This is a genomic window from Streptomyces sp. NBC_00223 (assembly GCF_036199905.1).
Classification (GTDB): Bacteria; Actinomycetota; Actinomycetes; order Streptomycetales; family Streptomycetaceae; genus Actinacidiphila.
In genome coordinates this window covers 3,599,125-3,617,732 of sequence record NZ_CP108109.1, presented here as the reverse complement: position 1 = coordinate 3,617,732, position 18,608 = coordinate 3,599,125, and the positions used below count along the sequence as shown (strand labels likewise).

Annotated in this window: 15 protein-coding genes and 3 tRNA genes; 8 read left to right on the top strand and 10 right to left on the bottom strand. The window is 71.4% G+C overall.

Annotation, left to right across the window (positions count from 1 at the left end):
- The first annotated feature begins 38 nt into the window (after positions 1-38).
- Positions 39-683 (top strand): hypothetical protein, encoded by a 645-nt coding sequence (locus OHA30_RS15115; protein WP_328914358.1) that lies wholly within the window; start codon positions 39-41, stop codon positions 681-683.
- 46 nt (positions 684-729) lie between these two features.
- On the opposite strand, the gene OHA30_RS15110 is transcribed toward OHA30_RS15115, so the two are convergent.
- Positions 730-1,476 carry an SLATT domain-containing protein gene (locus OHA30_RS15110; protein WP_328914357.1) on the bottom strand — a complete coding sequence of 249 codons (747 nt, stop codon included), beginning with the start codon at positions 1,474-1,476 and terminating at the stop codon, positions 730-732.
- A gap of 213 nt (positions 1,477-1,689) precedes the next feature.
- Here OHA30_RS15110 and purD point away from each other — a divergent pair, with 213 nt between their 5' ends.
- The 4 genes from purD to OHA30_RS15090 all read left to right on the top strand — a co-directional run bounded on the left by purD (position 1,690) and on the right by OHA30_RS15090 (position 8,609).
- Complete coding sequence (gene purD / locus OHA30_RS15105) at positions 1,690-2,946, top strand: phosphoribosylamine--glycine ligase (protein ID WP_328914356.1); 1,257 nt, start codon at positions 1,690-1,692, stop codon at positions 2,944-2,946.
- 1,108 nt (positions 2,947-4,054) lie between these two features.
- The gene (locus OHA30_RS15100) at positions 4,055-5,701 is read left to right on the top strand and encodes a hypothetical protein (protein WP_328914355.1); all 1,647 of its coding nucleotides are present in this window, start codon (positions 4,055-4,057) and stop codon (positions 5,699-5,701) included.
- Between the two features lie 370 nt (positions 5,702-6,071).
- The gene (locus tag OHA30_RS15095; RefSeq protein WP_328914354.1) at positions 6,072-7,559 is read left to right on the top strand and encodes a N,N-dimethylformamidase beta subunit family domain-containing protein; all 1,488 of its coding nucleotides are present in this window, start codon (positions 6,072-6,074) and stop codon (positions 7,557-7,559) included.
- A 138-nt stretch (positions 7,560-7,697) separates the two neighbouring features.
- On the top strand, positions 7,698-8,609 hold the full coding sequence (locus tag OHA30_RS15090; RefSeq protein ID WP_328914353.1) for a phosphoribosylaminoimidazolesuccinocarboxamide synthase: 912 nt from the start codon (positions 7,698-7,700) through the stop codon (positions 8,607-8,609).
- A 67-nt stretch (positions 8,610-8,676) separates the two neighbouring features.
- On the opposite strand, the gene OHA30_RS15085 is transcribed toward OHA30_RS15090, so the two are convergent.
- From OHA30_RS15085 to OHA30_RS15070, 4 genes are all read right to left on the bottom strand, one after another.
- A tRNA-Gly gene (locus tag OHA30_RS15085) sits at positions 8,677-8,752 on the bottom strand.
- A 144-nt stretch (positions 8,753-8,896) separates the two neighbouring features.
- A tRNA-Gly gene (locus OHA30_RS15080) sits at positions 8,897-8,972 on the bottom strand.
- Positions 8,973-9,031: 59 nt separating this feature from the next.
- Positions 9,032-9,103: transfer RNA gene (locus OHA30_RS15075), tRNA-Gly, on the bottom strand.
- Between the two features lie 154 nt (positions 9,104-9,257).
- Positions 9,258-9,575 (bottom strand): histone-like nucleoid-structuring protein Lsr2, encoded by a 318-nt coding sequence (locus OHA30_RS15070; protein WP_328914352.1) that lies wholly within the window; start codon positions 9,573-9,575, stop codon positions 9,258-9,260.
- 421 nt (positions 9,576-9,996) lie between these two features.
- Between OHA30_RS15070 and purS the strand changes: the two genes are divergently transcribed.
- From purS to purL, 3 genes are all read left to right on the top strand, one after another.
- Positions 9,997-10,242, top strand: coding sequence for a phosphoribosylformylglycinamidine synthase subunit PurS (gene purS, locus OHA30_RS15065; RefSeq protein ID WP_328914351.1), 246 nt, complete (start codon positions 9,997-9,999; stop codon positions 10,240-10,242).
- Positions 10,239-10,922 carry a phosphoribosylformylglycinamidine synthase subunit PurQ gene (purQ, locus tag OHA30_RS15060; protein WP_328914350.1) on the top strand — a complete coding sequence of 228 codons (684 nt, stop codon included), beginning with the start codon at positions 10,239-10,241 and terminating at the stop codon, positions 10,920-10,922. Before purS ends, purQ begins: the two co-directional genes overlap by 4 nt.
- An 85-nt stretch (positions 10,923-11,007) precedes the next feature.
- Entirely contained in the window at positions 11,008-13,260 is a 2,253-nt protein-coding gene (gene purL / locus OHA30_RS15055) for a phosphoribosylformylglycinamidine synthase subunit PurL (protein ID WP_328914349.1), read from the top strand.
- Between the two features lie 129 nt (positions 13,261-13,389).
- Here purL and OHA30_RS15050 read toward each other — a convergent pair whose 3' ends face one another.
- The 5 genes from OHA30_RS15050 to OHA30_RS15030 all read right to left on the bottom strand — a co-directional run bounded on the left by OHA30_RS15050 (position 13,390) and on the right by OHA30_RS15030 (position 18,463).
- On the bottom strand, positions 13,390-15,210 hold the full coding sequence (locus OHA30_RS15050; protein WP_328914348.1) for a hypothetical protein: 1,821 nt from the start codon (positions 15,208-15,210) through the stop codon (positions 13,390-13,392).
- 171 nt (positions 15,211-15,381) lie between these two features.
- Positions 15,382-16,842, bottom strand: a complete 1,461-nt coding sequence (locus tag OHA30_RS15045; protein WP_328917867.1) for an ATP-binding protein — start codon at positions 16,840-16,842, stop codon at positions 15,382-15,384.
- A gap of 166 nt (positions 16,843-17,008) precedes the next feature.
- The gene (locus OHA30_RS15040) at positions 17,009-17,227 is read right to left on the bottom strand and encodes a hypothetical protein (protein WP_328914347.1); all 219 of its coding nucleotides are present in this window, start codon (positions 17,225-17,227) and stop codon (positions 17,009-17,011) included.
- 190 nt (positions 17,228-17,417) lie between these two features.
- Positions 17,418-17,633: a DUF397 domain-containing protein gene (locus tag OHA30_RS15035; protein WP_328914346.1), complete on the bottom strand. Its 216-nt coding sequence runs from the start codon at positions 17,631-17,633 to the stop codon at positions 17,418-17,420.
- Positions 17,630-18,463 (bottom strand): helix-turn-helix domain-containing protein, encoded by an 834-nt coding sequence (locus tag OHA30_RS15030; protein ID WP_328914345.1) that lies wholly within the window; start codon positions 18,461-18,463, stop codon positions 17,630-17,632. The genes OHA30_RS15035 and OHA30_RS15030 overlap by 4 nt, the downstream gene beginning before the upstream one ends.
- Positions 18,464-18,608 lie beyond the last annotated feature (145 nt).

The window sequence follows — 18,608 nt, the reverse complement described above, 5'->3', positions numbered from 1 at the left end:
CGAATTACGCTGTACGCCCCCGACCGGATGGAGTGTTCGTGGCCTGCGACTTGTGGCTTGTCCCTCTTGTGGACGTGCTCTGCCACAGCCCGGAAAACCCGTTCTCCGAGGAACTCGCCCGTTACGACAAGGCGTTGAACGACGCGGGACAGCCGTCGATCCCCGTCTACAACTACATGCCCGGCCTGTCCGGGGATGTGGCGCCCGTCGCCTGCTTCGACTACGACGCGCTGCACTTCCTGCGCCGCGCCTACCTGCTGAGCCTCCAGGGCCTTGAGGTCACACCCGTCGACGCGCTCGGCGGGGACTACGAGCAGCTGCTGGAGATGTTCGAGGCGACCGCCCAGCGCTCCCACCTCGTCTGGCACTACGACCACGCGGGCGCGTATGTCCCGCTGGACTTCCCGCAGCCGGTCGTCAACGACGAACTCCTCGAAGGCGGCGGCCCGTTGGGCTCCAGCCACGGGCTGCTGCGCGAACTGACGCTGGTCGCACCGGTGATCGGCATCGACCCGGCCAACCCGCCGCCCGCGCCCGTGCCGCCCGACCACCACACCACCCTCGAAGAGCCCGCGGCCGTCCAGGGCAGCGGCCCCTTCGCCCGCGAACACCACGTCTGGCTCGGTCTGCACGCGGCCGCGACCCGCTCCCTGGGTCAGGGCTCGATGATCGTCTTCAGCTGACCGGCGCCGCGGTACGCGTCAGCGCCCACCCCGCCGGCGGGCGCCGCTACCTCGGCCCCTCCGGCGGGCGCTGCCTGGGCATGTTCGGGCGGGTGCTCGGGTGCGCGAGACGGGGGCCCGCCGGGGGCTCGGCGACGCGGGTGGGCCACCACGCGGCGGACTGCGTACGCAGCGACGCCCCCGCCGCGCTCGCGCCGAAGTCGACCATCCAGTCCGACGTCTCCATCCGGACCAGGTCCGCGACGTCGTCGCAGAAGCGGCGCAGGATCGCCAGACAGCGCTCGGCGGCCTCCGCGGCCGTGCCCTCGGTGGGCCCGAGGACTTCCCGTACGCTCTCCGACGCCCAGTCGAAGCGCAGCACCTCAAGACGCCGCTGCACCGCCTGCGCGGTGGCCACGTCCCGCATCCAGCCTGAGGTCAGCCCGAGCACCCGGTCGACGGCCACGCACACGCCCGCGCAGAGCAGCGCCACGTACCCCCAGCGGGCCAGGGAGTCCACGCCCCCCGCCAGCTGGACCAGCGGCAGCCCCGCGGCCGCCGACGCCGAGACGGCCGCCCCCGCGCGCAGCCCGCGCGCCGCGCGCCGCTTGCCCACCCGGTCGCGCAGATACCAGTCCGCGGTGCGCAGCGCGCCCTCCTCCGCCCAGCGGTACAGCTCCTCAAGGCGCTCGGCGGGCTCACCCCAGTCGCCCAGCGGGAAGGGCAGCGCCCGCAGGTCGTGCCGGTCGTGCAGCGCCCGCCGTGGGGGCTCCTCCCGAGGGGCCTCCTCGGGAAACATGTCCGGCTGGCTCACTGCACACTCCCTCGCATGGCTCATGACGGCTACCGGATGACGGCAGCCGGGCCGGTGTGAAGTTCTCTTCTTACCGCCGAACGGCTGAGGGTGGGGTGGGGATCCCAGGATTCACGCCCTCGAGTGCCATGTGATCAGGTATAGACCGCCGCTTTCGGTCCCCCGAAAGAGTGAGGTTCGGCCCCTCACCCCGCGCCCACTACCCTGGTGCGCGTGAAGGTCCTTGTCATCGGCGGCGGCGCCCGCGAACACGCCCTGTGCCGTTCCCTGTCCCTCGACCCCGACGTGACCGCGCTGCACTGCGCACCCGGCAACGCCGGTATCGCCGAGGTCGCCGAACTCCACCCGGTCGACGCCCTCGACGGCGCCGCCGTGGCGGACCTCGCCGCGACGATCGGCGCGGACTTCGTGATCGTCGGCCCCGAGGCGCCGCTGGTCGCCGGGGTCGCCGACGCGGTACGGGACAGGGGCATCGACTGCTTCGGCCCCTCGCGAGAGGCCGCCGCGCTGGAGGGTTCCAAGGCGTTCGCCAAGGACGTGATGGCCGCCGCCGGGGTGCCGACCGCGCGCTCGTACGTGTGCACCACGCCCGAGGAGATCGACCGCGCGCTCGACGCCTTCGGGGCGCCGTACGTCGTCAAGGACGACGGGCTCGCGGCGGGCAAGGGCGTCGTCGTCACGGACGACCTGGCGGCCGCGCGGGCGCACGCGGTGGCCTGCGACCGTGTGGTGATCGAGGAGTACCTCGACGGCCCGGAGGTCTCGCTCTTCGCGGTGACCGACGGCGAGACGGTCGTACCGCTCCAGCCCGCGCAGGACTTCAAGCGCGCGCTGGACGGCGACGAGGGGCCCAACACCGGTGGTATGGGCGCGTATTCGCCGCTGCCGTGGGCCGACCCGAAGCTGGTCGACGAGGTCGCGCGGACCGTGCTCCAGCCGACCGTGGACGAACTGCGGCGCCGCGGCACGCCGTTCGCCGGGCTGCTCTACGCGGGGCTGGCGATCACCTCGCGCGGGGTGCGGGTCATCGAGTTCAACGCGCGCTTCGGCGACCCCGAGACGCAGGTGGTGCTGGCCCGGCTCAGGACGCCGCTGGCCGGGCTGCTGCGGGCCGCGGCGACCGGGCAGCTCGCCGAGTTCCCCGTGCTGCGGTGGACCGAGGGCGCGGCGGTGACGGTCGTCATCGCGTCGTACAACTACCCGGACACCCCGCGCACCGGCGACCCGATCAGCGGCCTCGACGAGGTGGCCGAGAAGGACGAGCACGCCTACGTGCTGCACGCGGGCACCCTTACGGAGGACGGCGGGCGGATCGTTTCGGCGGGCGGCCGCGTGCTGTCCGTGACGGCCACGGGCGCCGACCTGTCCACGGCCCGCGAGCGCGCCTACCGCGCGGTCGACCGCGTCGGCCTCGACGGCAGCCACCACCGCAAGGACATCGCGGCGAAGGCCGCCACCCCGACGCTCTGACCGTCGCCCTCCGACCCGGTCGATGCCGTCTCCCCGCCGGACCGCACGCCGACTGCCCCTGCGGGTGCTGGGACGCCTCCGGCGTGGTCGTCCTGTTGACCTCGGCGGTCTGCGGCTGGGGTCGGCCGCTGACCTCGGGCAGGCTCCCGGGCCGGGCCCCGGGCCCCGGGCGAGGCCGCACGGACGGCCCCAGCCCGGTCGGCCCCCGGGCTGAGGCCGGTTGACGCGGCTCGGCGCCTCGGCCGTCGGCAAGACACGCCGATGACCTCCCCCATGGACGGCCCCTTGCCCTCGGCGTGTCTCCGACAGGGCCGGCACGTGGCCTGGCCGACCACCACCTGCACGTTCCCGGCCTCCGGAGGGGGGTCCGTGCCCGCCCCGGCCGGGTCGTCGGTGGGGCCGTCGGCTGTCGGCGGGACATGCTCGCTCCCGCGTGGGCCCGGGGCCCAGACGGGTGCTTCGGCCCCGATCTCGGCCGGATGCCGGTGCGTCCGCCACCTGCACGTTCCCGGTCTCCGGAGGGGGTCCGGGCTCCGCCCCCGGCTGGGTCGTCGGTGCGGCCGTCGGCCGTCGGCGGCGGACGGTTGGTCCCCTGGGCTCCGCTTCCGGCCGCGTCGTGGGCGCGGCTGCCAGCTGTCGACGGGACATGCTCGCCCCCCGCGTGGGCCCGGGGCCCAGACGGGTGCTTCGGCCCCGATCTCGGCCGGGTGCCGGTGCGTCCGCCACCTGCACGTTCCCGGTCTCCGGAGGGGGTCCGGGCTCCGCCCCCGGCTGGGTCGTCCGTGCGGCCGCCGGCCGCCGCCGGCCGACGGCGGCGGGAATGTTCCGCCCCCCGCGTGGGGGCGCGCGTCGCTCGGACGGACGCACTTTCCCGCCGTTTGCGCGGCCAAGCGCAGCGGCGAGGGTTCTCCGGCGGAATGCCACTCCAAGGAGTGATGGCTCGGCCATACGGCTGACTCCCCCCTGACGCCCAACTATGGTGCCCGGAAGGCGCACCGCGGGACATTGCGGCAATCAGCCCTCCGGCATTGCGATGTCAGTGGGCGGTGCGACAGTGGGGAGAGGCCGTCACCGGGGCGGCCCCACCAGCGCAGGGGGTGAACCGCCGATGGCCGGAGAAGCAGGTGAGGCGTTCGCGCGGACCCGTGCGCTGGCGGTGCTCCGGGTCCGCGGTGCCGCCCTCGCCGCCGTGCTGCTGCCGGCCGCCGCCGCGGTGGTGCTGCACGCGGGCGGCGCCTTCGGGCGGATGGGCCCGGCGTGGAACGGCGTGCGCTGGGGCGTGACCGGGGGCGCGCTGGTCGTACTGATGGTCGCCGCCGCCGTCGCGGCCGTGATCGTACGGGCCAGGCCCGCCGTGAGCCCCACCGTGCCGGTGACCCAGTCCGCCGCACCCGACCTCTACCTCATGGTCCGCGACCTCGCGGACCGGCTCCAGGTGCCGACCCCTTCGGCGATAGAGCTCACCCCTGACTGCGACAGCTGGCTTGAGGACCGCAGGCCGGCGGCGCGGAAGGGCAGGCCGGAGCGCAGGCCCGCGCCCGTGCTCGTGATCGGCTCGCCCTTCCTGTGGTGGATGCGGGTCGGCGAGCTGCGGGCCCTGCTCGCCCCGGTCGTCGCGGGCACAGGACCGGCCGCCGACCCGGAGATATTCGCGGCCCGGCGTTTCCTGCGCGGGCTCGACGCGGCGGCCGGCGTCGCGGAACAGGGCGGGCGCGGTGCCGGCCGGGCCGTGCTGCGGCCGGTCTACGGCTTCCTCGGCTGGGTCACCCGGCTGCTGCTGCGCGGCTGCCGGGTGCACGCGGCCGAGATGGAGCGCGGGGTCGCCGCCTCCGCCTCCGAGCGGGCCCAGGCGGTGGACTACGGGCTGCGGATCGTCGCCCAGGAACAGGTGGGTCTTGCCTACGCGGGATGGGACCGGCTGCTCACCCGGGTCGCGCTGCCCGCCTGGCGCACCGGGCGGTGGCCGTCCCGGCTCGACGCGGGGGTGGTCGCCGCGCTGACCGAGCTGTCCCGCCGCGACAAGCTCGCGGACGGCTTCGAGACGCGGCTCACCGAGCGGCCCGCCTGCGACCTGCTGGAGGAGCCGGGCACGGTGGACGAGGCCGTCTCCCTGCTCGCCGCCCGGATCTTCCACGGCGGCCCGGGCCGGACGGCGCCCGGCTGGCAGCCGGTCAGCTGGGGGCGCTACCCGGAGGAGGTCGTCGACCGCATATGGCGGCGTGAGGCGGCCCGGCTGATACGGGTGCTCGACGAGGTCCAGCCGCCCGTCGCGGCCGCCCCCGCCCCCACCCCGGTGTCCGGGCGCCGCGCGCTGCTGCTGGACGGCCGGCCGGCCGCCGGGGGCGCGACGCTCGACCGGGTGATCGAACGGCTCGTCGCCGGAGGCGCGGAGGAGTTGGCCGCGCGGCTCGGGGCACTCGCCGCCCAGGAGGAGGCGACGCGGCCCGCCGCCGTGCCCGGGTCGACCGGGCCGGTCGGAGAGGCGCCGGTGTGCCGGCTCCAGCCGCCGCGCACCGGACGGGAGCTGCTGGCCGACCACGTCACGGCGGCCATCTGCTGCGCGGTGGTCGACACGGCGGGCGGCACGGCGGGGCTCGACTGGCTCGACGGGCCCACGCTGTACGTCGCCGGGGCGCGCAGAACGGACTTGGCGCGGCCGGTGCGGATGCTCGTCGAGAACGGGGACTCCGCCGCTCTGCGCACATGGCTCTCGGCGGTGGGCGCGCGAGCGGAGAAGCGGCTGCGGCTGCCGTAAGCGGCCCTCAGGCGCCGGGCGGGCCGGTTTGGTGCCCTGTTCCGGCGGGAGGGGCGTACGCGGGCGTGACCGGGCGCAGTGCCCTTCCACACCCGACGGACTGATCCGGGCGCGGCCGGGCCGTGGCCCGGCTCAGCCCGGACCGACCGGAGGGGCGTACGCCGGGCGGACGCAAAGACGGGAAAAAAGCCGGACGGGCTCGAAAAATGCAGAGGATACCCGTCCTGGGTGCGGTTGTGGACGAAAAGACCGCCTTCGGGGGAATCCGCTGTGAGAAGGCCACGAACCGTGACCACAGAGGTGCTTTCTGTGATCTGCTGGTGGGAGAAGCCGCATGGTTGCACCGGGTTGTCGGCGGGAGGGGCGCGGGATGAGCATGGGCGAAGTACGGCGCTGGGAGTCGGGGGCGCTCGCACACGGCGTGTCCGACCCGTTCGGACAGGGCCCGCTGCCCTGGCTGCGCGGAGAGCCGCAGTATCTGGAGCATGAGGGCCAGGTCATCCCCTGGTACGTCGACCTCGCCGCGAGCACCGGCAAGGCCCCCCGCAAGCCGCACCTGCCGGGCCCCCGTACCGCCGACGACGTACGACGGCAGATCAAGGGCTTCGCGGCCAAGGGCGCGGTCTCGCCGGGTGAGGCGATCGACTTCCGGATCACCGTGGACCCGCCGCAGGAGTTCACCGTCGACATCTACCGGATCGGCCACTACGGCGGCGACGGCGCCACCCAGGTCAGCGCCAGCCCCCGGCTCTCCGGCATCGCGCAGCCGGCCCCGCTCGCCGCGGGGCGTACGGTCTCCTGCCACCACTGGTGGCAGTCCTGGCGGCTCCAGATCCCGCCGTACTGGAAGTCCGGCGCCTATGTCGCCGTCCTCACCACGGCCGACGGCTACCGCAGCCATGTGCCGTTCACCGTGCGGGATCTGGAGGCCACCGCCGATCTGCTGCTGCTCCTGCCGGACATCACCTGGCAGGCGTACAACCTCTATCCGGAGGACGGCCGTTCCGGCGCCAGCCTCTACCACGCCTGGGACGACCACGGGCGGCTGCTGGGCGAGGAGGAGGCCGCCACGACCGTCTCCTTCGACCGCCCCTACGCGGGCGCGGGCCTGCCGCTGCACATCGGGCACGCCTACGACTTCGTCCGGTTCGCCGAGCGCTACGGCTACGACCTCTCGTACGCCGACGCCCGCGATCTGCACGCGGGCCGGGTCGACCCCACCCGTTACCGGGGCCTGGTCTTCCCCGGCCACGACGAGTACTGGTCCCGCCCGATGCGCCGGGCCGCCGAGGCCGCCCGCGAGGCCGGCACCTCGCTGGTCTTCCTCTCCTCGAACACCATGTACTGGCAGGTGGACCTCACCACTTCGCCGACCGGCGACCCCGACCGCCTGCTGAGCTGCCGCAAGCGCCACGGCGAGCCGAAGAGCCGTTCGGCGCTCTGGCGCGACCAGGGCGAGCCCGAGCAACTGCTGCTCGGCGTGCAGTACGCGGGCCGGGTCCCGCAGCCGTCCCCGCTGGTCGTGCGCAACGCGCAGCACTGGCTGTGGGAGGCCACCGGGGCCGCCGAGGGGGACGAGATCGCCGACCTGGTCGCGGGGGAGGCCGACCACTACTTCCCGCGCGTCCCGCTGCCCGAGTCCACCGAGCGCATTCTGCTGGCCCACTCCCCGTACGAGTCCACCGACGGCCGGCGATGTCACCAGGAGACGTCGCTCTACCGGGCGCCCAGCGGCGCGTATGTCTTCGCCTCGGGCACCTTCGCCTGGTCCCCGGCCCTGGACCGGCCCGGCCATGTCGACTCCCGTATCCAGCGCGCCACCGCCAACCTGCTCGATCGCATCTGCAAACGGGACTGACCTCGCGGCGCGACCGGCCCGGACCCACGCCCGACCCCCGCGCACGACCGACCCCCGCCCACCGGCGGGCCCGCACGCGCCCCGCCGGGCCGGGTGCGCGAGAATCGGGAGCTGAACCGCCGAGTGGGGAGGACACCCATGTCCGGATTCGTCGACAAGCCCGAGCCCGTCCAGGTGCCGGGCCTTGTGCACCTGCACACCGGGAAGGTGCGCGATCTGTACCAGAACGCGGCAGGTGAGCTGGTGATGGTGGCCAGCGACCGCATCTCCGCCTTCGACTGGGTGCTGCCCACCGAGATCCCGGACAAGGGCCGCGTGCTCACCCAGCTCTCCCTGTGGTGGTTCGACCAGTTCGCGGACCTCGTGCCGAATCATGTGCTCTCCACCGACGTGCCCGAGGGCGCCCCCGCCGACTGGGCCGGCCGCACCATGGTGTGCCGCCCGCTGCGGATGGTCCCGGTGGAGTGCGTCGCCCGCGGCTATCTGACCGGCTCCGGGCTGATCGAGTACGAGCGGGACCGTACGGTCTGCGGTCTGGCGCTCCCCGAGGGCCTGACGGACGGCTCCGAGCTGCCCGCGCCGATCTTCACCCCCGCCACCAAGGCCGAGGTCGGCGAGCACGACGAGAACGTGCCGTACGAGGAGGTGGCCCGCCAGGTCGGCGCCGAGACCGCCGCCCACCTGCGGCAGGCCACCCTCGCCGTCTACGGCCGGGGCCGGGACGTCGCCAGGGAGCGCGGGATCATCCTGGCCGACACCAAGTTCGAGTTCGGCTATGAGGAGCGGGACGGGCAGGACACCCTGGTCATCGCGGACGAGGTGCTGACCCCGGACTCCTCGCGCTTCTGGCCCGCCGACGTCTGGGAGCCCGGCCATGCGCAGCCGTCGTACGACAAGCAGTTCATCCGCGACTGGCTCACCTCGGACGTCTCGGGCTGGGACCGCCACAGCGAGCAGCCGCCGCCCGCGCTGCCCGAGCAGATCGTCGAGCAGTCCAGGGGCCGTTACATCGAGGCGTACGAGCGGCTGACGGGCACGCCCTGGTCGTAGCGCCGTCCCATACTCTTCGCGGGAACGACGAAGGCCCCGGTCGTGTTGACCGGGGCCTTCGTCCTGCTGGAGCGGACGACGAGATTCGAACTCGCGACCCTCACCTTGGCAAGGTGATGCTCTACCAACTGAGCCACGTCCGCAGGTCGTGCGGATACTGTACCCGATCCCCCCGGCGGCCCCGAAACAGCTTTGCGAGGCCCGCTGCCCCGCTCGTCGGCGCCGGCCTTTACCCGCCGTGGGAACGACGAAGGCCCCGGTCGTGTTGACCGGGGCCTTCATCTTACTGGAGCGGACGACGAGATTCGAACTCGCGACCCTCACCTTGGCAAGGTGATGCTCTACCAACTGAGCCACGTCCGCATGTGCTTCGACCACTCTACCCGATCCGGGAAATCTCCCGAACCGGGCGGAGCGATCAGAGCGGGCGACAGGAATTGCACACTGCGCCTCCCCCCTGGAAGGGGGGCGCTCTACTACTGAGCTACACCCGCGTGACCTCCGCTGACCTGGCCTTTTCGGCCCTGCCCTCGGCGTGAGCACCACATTAGCGGAAGGGTGGGGGTGGCTGTCCAATCGGCACGCACGGCCGGGTCGCGGTCCCCCCGCGCCCCCGGCCGCGCGCCGGTCGGATGCCCAACCGCCCGCTCAGCCAGCCTTGTTGAACGCCTCGTAGACCTTCTTGGGGATGCGGCCCCGGGCGGGGACCTCGAAGCCGTTGGACTGCGCCCAGGCGCGCACGGTGGCGGGCGTCGGCGCGATGGGGGTGCGCTTGTAGGCGCGGCCGGAAAGGGTGCGGCGGCGGCCGGCCTCCACGTAGGGGGCGAGTTCCTTGCGCAGCTTGTCCGCATTCTTGGACGAGAGGTCGATCTCGTACCACTGCCCGTCGACGCCGAAAGCGATGGTTTCCTCGGCTTCGCCGCCGTCCAGATCGTCGGCGAGGGTGACCAGTACGCGTTGCGCCATGGGAATCGGTCCTTTCGTACGCCATCGGCCGGGGCTCACGACGGGTCCGGTACCGGTGCCGCGGAGGGGTCCGGCCTTGTGCCGCCGGTGCCGTCCCCCGCCGCGGCCGGGCCGCTCGGTCGCGGGACGGGCCGACAAGTCGGTGTCGACAAGTTTTCTTTTGTGTGAGACATGGAATGAGGCAGGCAGCTGAGATACCTGATGTGGGTGTTAATTCCCGCAGAACGCTCGGCGCAAGCCTCTTCGCTCCCGGGACCCTATGTTTTCCGCCGGGGTTTCCCCAGGTATTTCACGGGTCGATACATAAATGTGATCCATGATCTCTCGTGGACGGATCGGACTCCTCCACATATCTACTCGCGTAGATTTCCGCACCCGGTACGCTGGGAGAACCTCACGCACCACACCACCGGGAGTGCCAGTGGCCCGCGTCGTAGTCGACGTCATGCTCAAGCCGGAGATCCTCGACCCCCAGGGCCAGGCGGTGCAGCGCGCACTGCCGCGCCTGGGCTACGACGGGATCTCGGACGTCCGCCAGGGAAAGCGCTTTGAACTGGAGGTCGAGGGTCCGGTCGACGACGCCGCCCTCGCCCGCATTCGGGAGATGGCGGAAACCTTTCTCGCCAACACCGTGATCGAGGACTTCCATGTAAAGGTGGAGTCGTGACTGCGCGCATTGGTGTCGTCACATTTCCGGGAACACTCGACGACCGCGACTCGCAGCGCGCCGTACGTGTCGCGGGCGCCGAAGCCGTACCGCTGTGGCACCGTGACAAGGATCTCAAGCAGGTCGACGCGGTCGTTCTGCCGGGCGGGTTCAGTTACGGCGACTATCTGCGGGCGGGCGCGATCTCGCGATTCTCGCCCGTGATGGAAACGATCATCGAGCAGGCGAAGGCCGGAATGCCGGTTCTGGGTATCTGCAACGGTTTCCAGATCCTCACCGAGACCCATCTGCTGCCGGGCGCGATGCTCCGCAACAACGAACTCCACTTCGTCTGCCGCGACCAGAAGCTGCGGGTCGAGACCAGCGGTACGGCCTGGACCGCGGACTACGCGGCCGGCCAGGAGATCTCGGTCCCGCTGAAGAACATCGACGGCCGCTACACCGCGGACGAGCGCACGCTGGACGAGCTTGAGGCCGAGGGCCGGGTGGTCTTCCGCTACCTCGACGTCAACCCCAACGGTTCGCTGCGCGACATCGCGGGTGTCTCCAACGCGGCGGGCAACGTGGTCGGTCTGATGCCGCACCCCGAGCACGCGGTCGAGCCGCTGATCGGCACGGGCGGGACCGACGGCCTCGGGTTCTTCACCTCGGTACTCAAGAAGTTGGTCAACGCGTCATGAGCCTTGACGCCGGAACAGCCGAGGGAGCGACTGAGCGCCCTTGCTCACGACTCCCTCACCCCAGCGCGCGAAGGAGCGACCGAGCGTGACCCTCGACACAGTCAAAAATGCCGCGGACACGCCCGAGGCGGAGCAGCCCTGGAAGGAACTCGGCCTCAAGGAGGACGAGTACACGCGCATCCGCGAGATCCTGGGCCGCCGCCCGACCGGTGCCGAGCTGGCGATGTACTCGGTGATGTGGTCGGAGCACTGCTCGTACAAGTCGAGCAAGGTGCACCTCAAGCAGTTCGGCGAGAAGGCCCCCCGCAACGACGCGATGCTGGTCGGCATCGGCGAGAACGCGGGCGTGGTGGACGTCGGCCAGGGCTACGCGGTCACCTTCAAGATCGAGTCGCACAACCACCCGTCGTACATCGAGCCCTACCAGGGCGCGGCCACCGGCGTGGGCGGCATCGTGCGCGACATCCTCGCGATGGGCGCGCGGCCGGTCGCGGTGATGGACCCGCTGCGGTTCGGCGCGGCCGACCACCCCGACACCCGGCGGGTGCTGCCCGGCATCGTCTCCGGCGTCGGCGGCTACGGCAACTGCCTGGGCCTGCCCAACATCGGCGGCGAGGTCGTCTTCGACCCCTGCTACCAGGGCAACCCGCTGGTCAACGCGCTGTGCGTGGGCGTCATGAAGCACGAGGACATCCACCTCGCGCAGGCGTCCGGCACCGGCAACAAGGTGATCCTTTACGGCGCCAGGACCGGTGGCGACGGCATCGGCGGTGTCTCGGTGCTGGCCAGCGAGACCTTCGACGCGACCGGGCCCTCGCGGCGCCCGGCGGTCCAGGTCGGCGACCCGTTCCAGGAGAAGCTGCTCATCGAGTGCACCCTGGAGATCTTCCGCGAGCGTCTGGTCGCGGGCATCCAGGACCTCGGCGGCGCGGGCCTGTCCTGCGCGACCTCGGAGCTGGCGAGCGCCGGCTCCGGCGGGATGCGGGTCGACCTGGAGACGGTGCCGCTGCGCGACGCGACGCTCTCGCCCGAGGAGATCCTCATGAGCGAGTCGCAGGAGCGGATGTGCGCGATCGTCGAGCCCGACAAGGTCGAGCGCTTCCTGGAGATCTGCGAGAAGTGGGACGTCATCGCGACCGTCATCGGTGAGGTCACCGAGGGCACCCGGCTGGAGATCTTCTGGCACGGCGAGCAGATCGTCGACGTGCCGCCGCGGTCGGTGGCGCACGAGGGCCCGACGTACAACCGCCCGTACGCCCGCCCCGACTGGCAGGACGCGCTCCAGGCCGACGACGCGGGCAAGCTGCCCCGGCCGTCCTCGGCCGCGGAGCTGCGCGAGCAGGTGCTGGCCGTGGTCGGGTCGCCGAACCAGGCGTCGAAGGCGTGGATCACCGACCAGTACGACCGCTTCGTCCAGGGCAACACGGTGCTGGCGCAGCCGGAGGACTCCGGGGTGATCCGGATCGACGAGGAGACCAACCTCGGCGTCGCGATCGCCACGGACGGCAACGGCCGGTTCGCCAAGCTGGACCCGTACACGGGCGCGCAGCTCGCGCTGGCGGAGGCGTACCGCAATGTCGCCGCCACCGGGGCGAAGCCGCTGGCGATCTCGGACTGCCTCAACTTCGGTTCGCCGGAGGACCCGGCGGTGATGTGGCAGTTCGCGGAGGCCACCCGCGGTCTCGCCGACGGCTGCCTGGTGCTGGGCACCCCGGTGACCGGCGGCAATGTCTCGCTCTACAACCAGACCGGTGACGTGGCGATCCACCCGACGCCGGTGGTCGCCGTCCTCGGTGTGATCGACGACGTGAACCGCCGTACGCCGATGGCGTTCAAGGACGAGGGCCAGCTGATCTATCTGCTGGGCGACACCCGGGACGAATTCGGCGGCTCGGCCTGGTCGCAGGTCGTCCACGACCACCTCGGCGGGCTGCCGCCCGCGGTGGACCTGGAGCGGGAGCGGCTGCTGGCCGAGATCCTGATCTCCGGTTCGCGCGACGGCATGATCGACGCGGCGCACGACCTGTCCGACGGCGGGCTGATCCAGGCGGTCACCGAGTCCTGCCTGCGCGGCGGGATCGGCGCACGGCTGGTCGTCCCGGACGGTCTTGACGCCTTCACGTTCCTCTTCTCGGAGTCGGCCGGCCGCGCGATCGTCGCGGTCCCGCGCTCGGAGGAGTTGCGCTTCACCGACATGTGCGGGGCGCGGGGGCTGCCGGCCACCCGGATCGGCGTGATCGACGGCGACGCGATCGATGTGCAGGGCGAGTTCGCGCTTCCGCTGGCGGAGTTGCGGGCGGTCCACGAGGCGACGATTCCGGCGCTGCTGGCGGGCTGAGCCCGGGCGGCAGCGGTACTTCGCGTCCGGCGCGCTCGCGTACCGGCCGCTCGCGTATGACGAAGGGGGTGCCCCCGGGTCCAACTGGTCCCGGGGGCATCCCCTTTGTGCTTATGTGCGTGCTGCGGGTCAGCGCACGTCCACGTAGTCACCGGCGCTCTCGGCGTCCACGTAGGAGCCGTTCGGCGTGAACCACACCGCCGTCCAGGTGCCGTCCTTCTTGGCCGTGAACTTGTGCGTGAAGTGGCCCTTGGAGTTGGTCACCGCGGAGCCCATGTACGTGTACGACTTCTTCCCCTTGGGGAGGAAGTAGATGTAGACGCGCTGCTTGGACCAGGTCGCCCACTTGGTGCCCTTGGCGGCGGACAGCCGGGAGAGCGTGCCCACCGTGGTGATGGTCCGGCCCTTGCGCACCGGCTCCGGCGAGGCGTTGAAGCCGGTGATCCGGGTGTCGGTCCGGGAGAAGTGCACCGAGTTGCTGTAGCCGGCCAGATAGTCGGTCTGCGCCGGGTAGTACAGCCGCCAGTAGCCCTTCGGCGTCGCCACTCCGCCGTCGAGCTTGAAGTTGCCCTTGGAGTTGGCGTTGAACCAACCCAGGGTCTTCCAGCCGGACTTGCCGTTGGCGGACTGCTGCACGTAGATCTTCTTGCTCGCCGGGAGCTTGCCGTTGCTGGAGGTCAGGCTGCCCTCGATGTGCAGCTCCGAGTACTCGTTGAGCCAGCTCGTGCACAGGCACAGATACGTCTTGTTGACGACGTCGACCTTGAACGCGGACTTGGCGTAGGTGAGATACGGGTTGGTGCCGTAGTTCTGCGTCTCGACCAGCCAATTGCCGTCGTCGGACGGGAGATACGGGTAGCTGATCGTGAAGCGGCCCTTGGCGTCCGTCTTCGCGGTGCCGTAGTACGACATCACCAGCCCCACGCCCGCCGGCGCCGGGTGCCAGGCGCCGGCCGACTGGTACTCCACGACGCCGGAGACGGACACCTTGGTGCCGTAGTTGATTTTGACGCTGGTGTGGTCCAGCCGGATGCGGGTCGGGCTGCTCGTGGCGAGCAGCGTGGCGCCGTCGACCGTCGTCAGGTCCTCGGTGCCGTTCCCCCGCCGGAACCAGAAGGAGACCTCGACGGCGACCCCACCACCGAAACGGTACGGGTCCGGTGTCCCGGTGAAGGTGTAGTGACCGGCGGCGTCGGTCGTGGTGGTGAGGTCGATGTCCGCCGCATGGAACGAAACGCTCTGGCCGACCAGCGGCGAGGTCAGCCCGGTCGCCGGGTCGAAGAGCGAGATGGTGCCCTGGGCGGTGATCTTCGGGTGGGCCGCGTCCAGTGTGCCGGGCGTGATCGAACGGTTCGAGAACACCGGCCGCCGGTCGAAGAGGATCGAGGCGGCGTCCGTGACGTCGGTGACGTCGCCGTCGGCGTCCCGGACGCTGAGGCTGACGGAGTACGTGCCGTAGCCGGTCAGGGCCGAGAGCCGGGCCGAACGCCACACGCCGTCGGTGGCGGTGCCGGAGAGCAGAGTGAAGTCGGTGACGTTGGCCCGGCCGGCGTCCCCCGAGGCGTCCACCGGGGACAGCCGCGCGGTGATGGCGGTGATGGGGGAGTCGGAGGCGGCGGCCACGTCGAGCAGTCCGCCGTCGCCGGGGGCGGAGTGGACGGCGCCGATGACCGGGGCGCTGCCGTTGCCGGGAGCACCGGTCTCGGAGGGCGTCGGTACGGGGGTGGTGGGTGCGTCGGTGGGCGCGGTGGTCGGCGGGTCGCTCGGGTCGGGCGCGGGCGGCGCGGTGGTCGGCGGTGCGGTCGTCGGCGGTGCCGTTACGGTCGGCGTCGGGCCCGGCGTGCCGTTCTCCGCGTACGCCGAGGTGGCGACGGCGGTCGGCAGCGCGAGCAGCGCGGCGCCGAGGGCCGCGGACACGGCGGCGGACACCAGGGCGCGAGTTCTCAGCAAGTGGTTTCCCCCCACGGGACAAGCGGCGTCCCTCCGGGGTGCCCCGGGAACGCGCGCGGGATGTGCGGTCGCTGTGAACCGCACGCAACAGCCGAACACTAGTGCCCCCGGGCAAACCCCAGCCATCCCCTTTCCCCGCGCTACCCCTCACCCCCGACGCTGTCCGGCGCCTCACCCCCCCACGCCGTACAGCCTCCCGACGCCGACCAGCACGATCCCGTCGTCGAGGGCGGCCGTCTCGGTCAACTCCTCGCTGAATCCGGCGCCGCCGTAACAGACGAGCTTCGCCGTCCCGGCGCCCGGACGGCCCTGGGCCGCGAGGAGTTCGCGGATGCGGCGCAGCCGGTCCAGATGGCCGGCGCCCATTCGCTCCCCCCACTTCACCTCGCCGATCGCGAGAATCGGCCGCCGGTCGTCGGCGTCGAGCCCGAAGGCGACGACATCGACCTCGTAACTGCCGCGCCGGACCGGATCGTTCACTGTGCCGGACCCCACCCGGTTGACGTAGGCATCCCCGAACAGGCCGTCGGGCGCCATGTGCCGGGTCCAGTGGCGGCAGATGTGCTCGAAGTGCGGTCCCATGACGTTGCCGAGGAATCGCGCCTGGCTGCGCTGCCACAACAGGCCCGCGTCGCGGGTGTGTTCCAGGTCGGACCAGATCGGGCGCATGACCGCGTGGTAGAAGGTGATCAACGGCTCGGCGATACGGAACCGGGTCCGGTTGTCCTTGAAGACGTCCGGTTCCCGGGTGATCAGCCCGCAATCCTCCAGGACGGTGAGTGAGTGGGCGAGGTCCCCCGACTTGCGGCCGATGTAGGAGGCGATGCCGCCCCGGCTCGCGTTTCCGGCCGCAATGGCCGCCAGCACCGAGTGGTAGAGCCCGCCGTCGTTCAACTCGGCCTCGTCCGCCAGCAGATAGCGCGCTTCGCGGAAGAGCGGACTGGCCGGGGACAGCACGGTCCTGACCACCCACGCGTCGAAGTCGCCGGGGCCCGCGGGCGTGTCGTCCCGGGCGTACTCCCGGCGGTAGGCGGGCGTTCCGCCGACGATCGCGTTGACCTTCACGGCGGTGGCCGGATCGTCGATCCCCCAGAACTCCGCGGCCAGTTGGTGGTCGAGGGTCGGCACGACGAGTTCCAGCCCGGCGCGACCGCGCAGCGGTGCGTTGCCGCTGAGGAGTCGGCCCATGAACGACATGGCAGAACCGCACAGCAGCAGGCGGGACCTGCTGTTGTCCCGCTCCGCGCGCAGCGGTGCGAGGGCGTTCTGCACGATGGACGGCAGGCGTGGATTCGCCTTGACCAGATACGGGAATTCGTCGATCACGACGGGTACGGGCCGGTCGCGGCCCAGCGCCAGCAGCGCGTCCACGGCCGCGTGCCAGGAGTCGAACGAGAACGGCGCGGGGGAGCCCAGGTGCTCCGCGAGCGCTTCGCCGATGTGCCGCAGGGACTCCCCGTCCACGGCTTCGTCGGCGGCGAAGTAGAAGCCGCCGGTCGCCTGGCAGAGCGCGCGCAGCAGGAAGGTCTTGCCCTGCCGCCTGCGCCCGGACACGACCCCGAGCGTCGCCCCCGGGCGGGTGTCCGTCGCGAAGTCCGCCAGCGCCCGCCACTCGAAGTCCCGGTCGAACATCTCGTCCGGCCTGACCGGCACCGTCACCATGAACCTCCGCTGGAGTTGTTGTAACTCCACTTATGATAACTCCACCTATGCAAATTCTTGCTCAGTGACCATCTGGTCACGGTGTGAGTTCGGAGGCGTTGCGCCAGGTGTGGAGGCGGGTCATGAAGGCGGCGCCTCACGCATCCGCGGCGAGGCGGGCCGGGGCGGCGGGGAAGCGGCGCGGCGAGGGGGCGGCGAGCGCGGGGAACCAGTTGCCGAGGGCGGCGGTACGGACCTCGACCCGTTCCGGGCCCGGCTCACGGGAGAGGGCGACCGCCTCGTGACCGGCCCCGATCGGCAACGGCACGAGCTGCCGGCCGACCACCCCGGTCGCACCCACGATGACCACACGCATGAGGACTCCCTCCGCCCGGGGCGACCCCCCCGTGGGCACCCCGCTCTCCGCTGACGCCCTCTCGACGGCCGGGCGGCCCGCCGCGTGACACTCCCCGACGTGACGCCGGTCACTGTCCTCGGGGGCGCAGCCAGCCGCGGGCCGTCGGGTGTGGTCAGTCGGCGGCCCGCCTTCGCGGTTGTGTCCTCGGTCAGACGGTAGGGAAGTCGCCCGCCTTCACGCCGTTGATGAACGAGGCCCAGGCGGCAGTGGTGAAGACCAGGGCGGGACCCTGGGGGTTCTTGGAGTCCCGTACGGGCAGCACGCCGAGGCAACCGTCGGCGACTTCAACGCACTGCCCGCCATCGCCGTTGCTGTACGACGACTTACGCCATCGAACGGGACCGAGTTCGTGTGTGGTGCTCATGACGCGATGTACTCCTTTGCGACCGATTCGATCAGGCTCAGCGATGCCTCGGGAGACAACGCGAGGGCCCTGACGAAATCGTAGGCTTGGGTATACCTCGTGACCATGGCCGGACTGTCCAACAAGTGTCCTGACAGGGCCGCTTCGACGTACACGGCAGGTGGCGCGTCCAGGAAGGTCATCAGCGTCACTTCGCTGCCCAGGAGCGGATGAGCGCCCACCTCGTCAGGGATCACCTGTACGACGGCTCGCCGCGTACGTGCCACTTCCAGGATGTGAAGGAGCTGTCCGTGCATCCCCTTCCGGTCGCACACGGGCAGCCGTAGCACGGTCTCTTGCAGGGCGAACCACAACTGCGGTGTTGTCGGGTGCTCCAGCAGCACAGCACGTTCGAGCCGGGTGCTCACCATTTCCCGGACCTTCTCCTCCAATCGGAGCGGATCAGAGGCGCGGAACAGGGCCTGGCAGTACGCCTCGGTCTGGAGCAGGCCGGGAATCACCTGGCCCGAGAACTGGCAGATGCCCGATGCCTTCGCGAGCAGGTCGACCACGTCCGCGAAGTACTCCGCGTGCTTGGTCGCCTTGAGCACCATGCGGCACAGCCGCTCCAAGTGACCGCCCGTCTCCAGGACGGTGTCCATCCGTTGGGACAGGTCCAACTGCGGCCTGCGGATGGCCGACTCGATCTGGCCGATGTACGCGCCGGAGCAGAAGACGCGTTCGCCGAGCCGGTCCTGGGAGAAGCCCGCGTGCTCGCGTACGCGGCGCAACTCGGCGCCGTAGAAGGTCTGGGGGGAGTCGTAGGGGTTGAGGTCCTTGGAGTGCGCCATGGTGCAACGGCCCTTCCTGGGAGGCGGAAGCTAGTACTGCGCCGTTGTCAAGACTAGCTGCGTAGTGCGATGCTTGCCTGACGGAAAGTGATATCGAGTGGGCCGGAGGAGCGGTGGGTGATCGATGAACGGCGTGGACGACAGT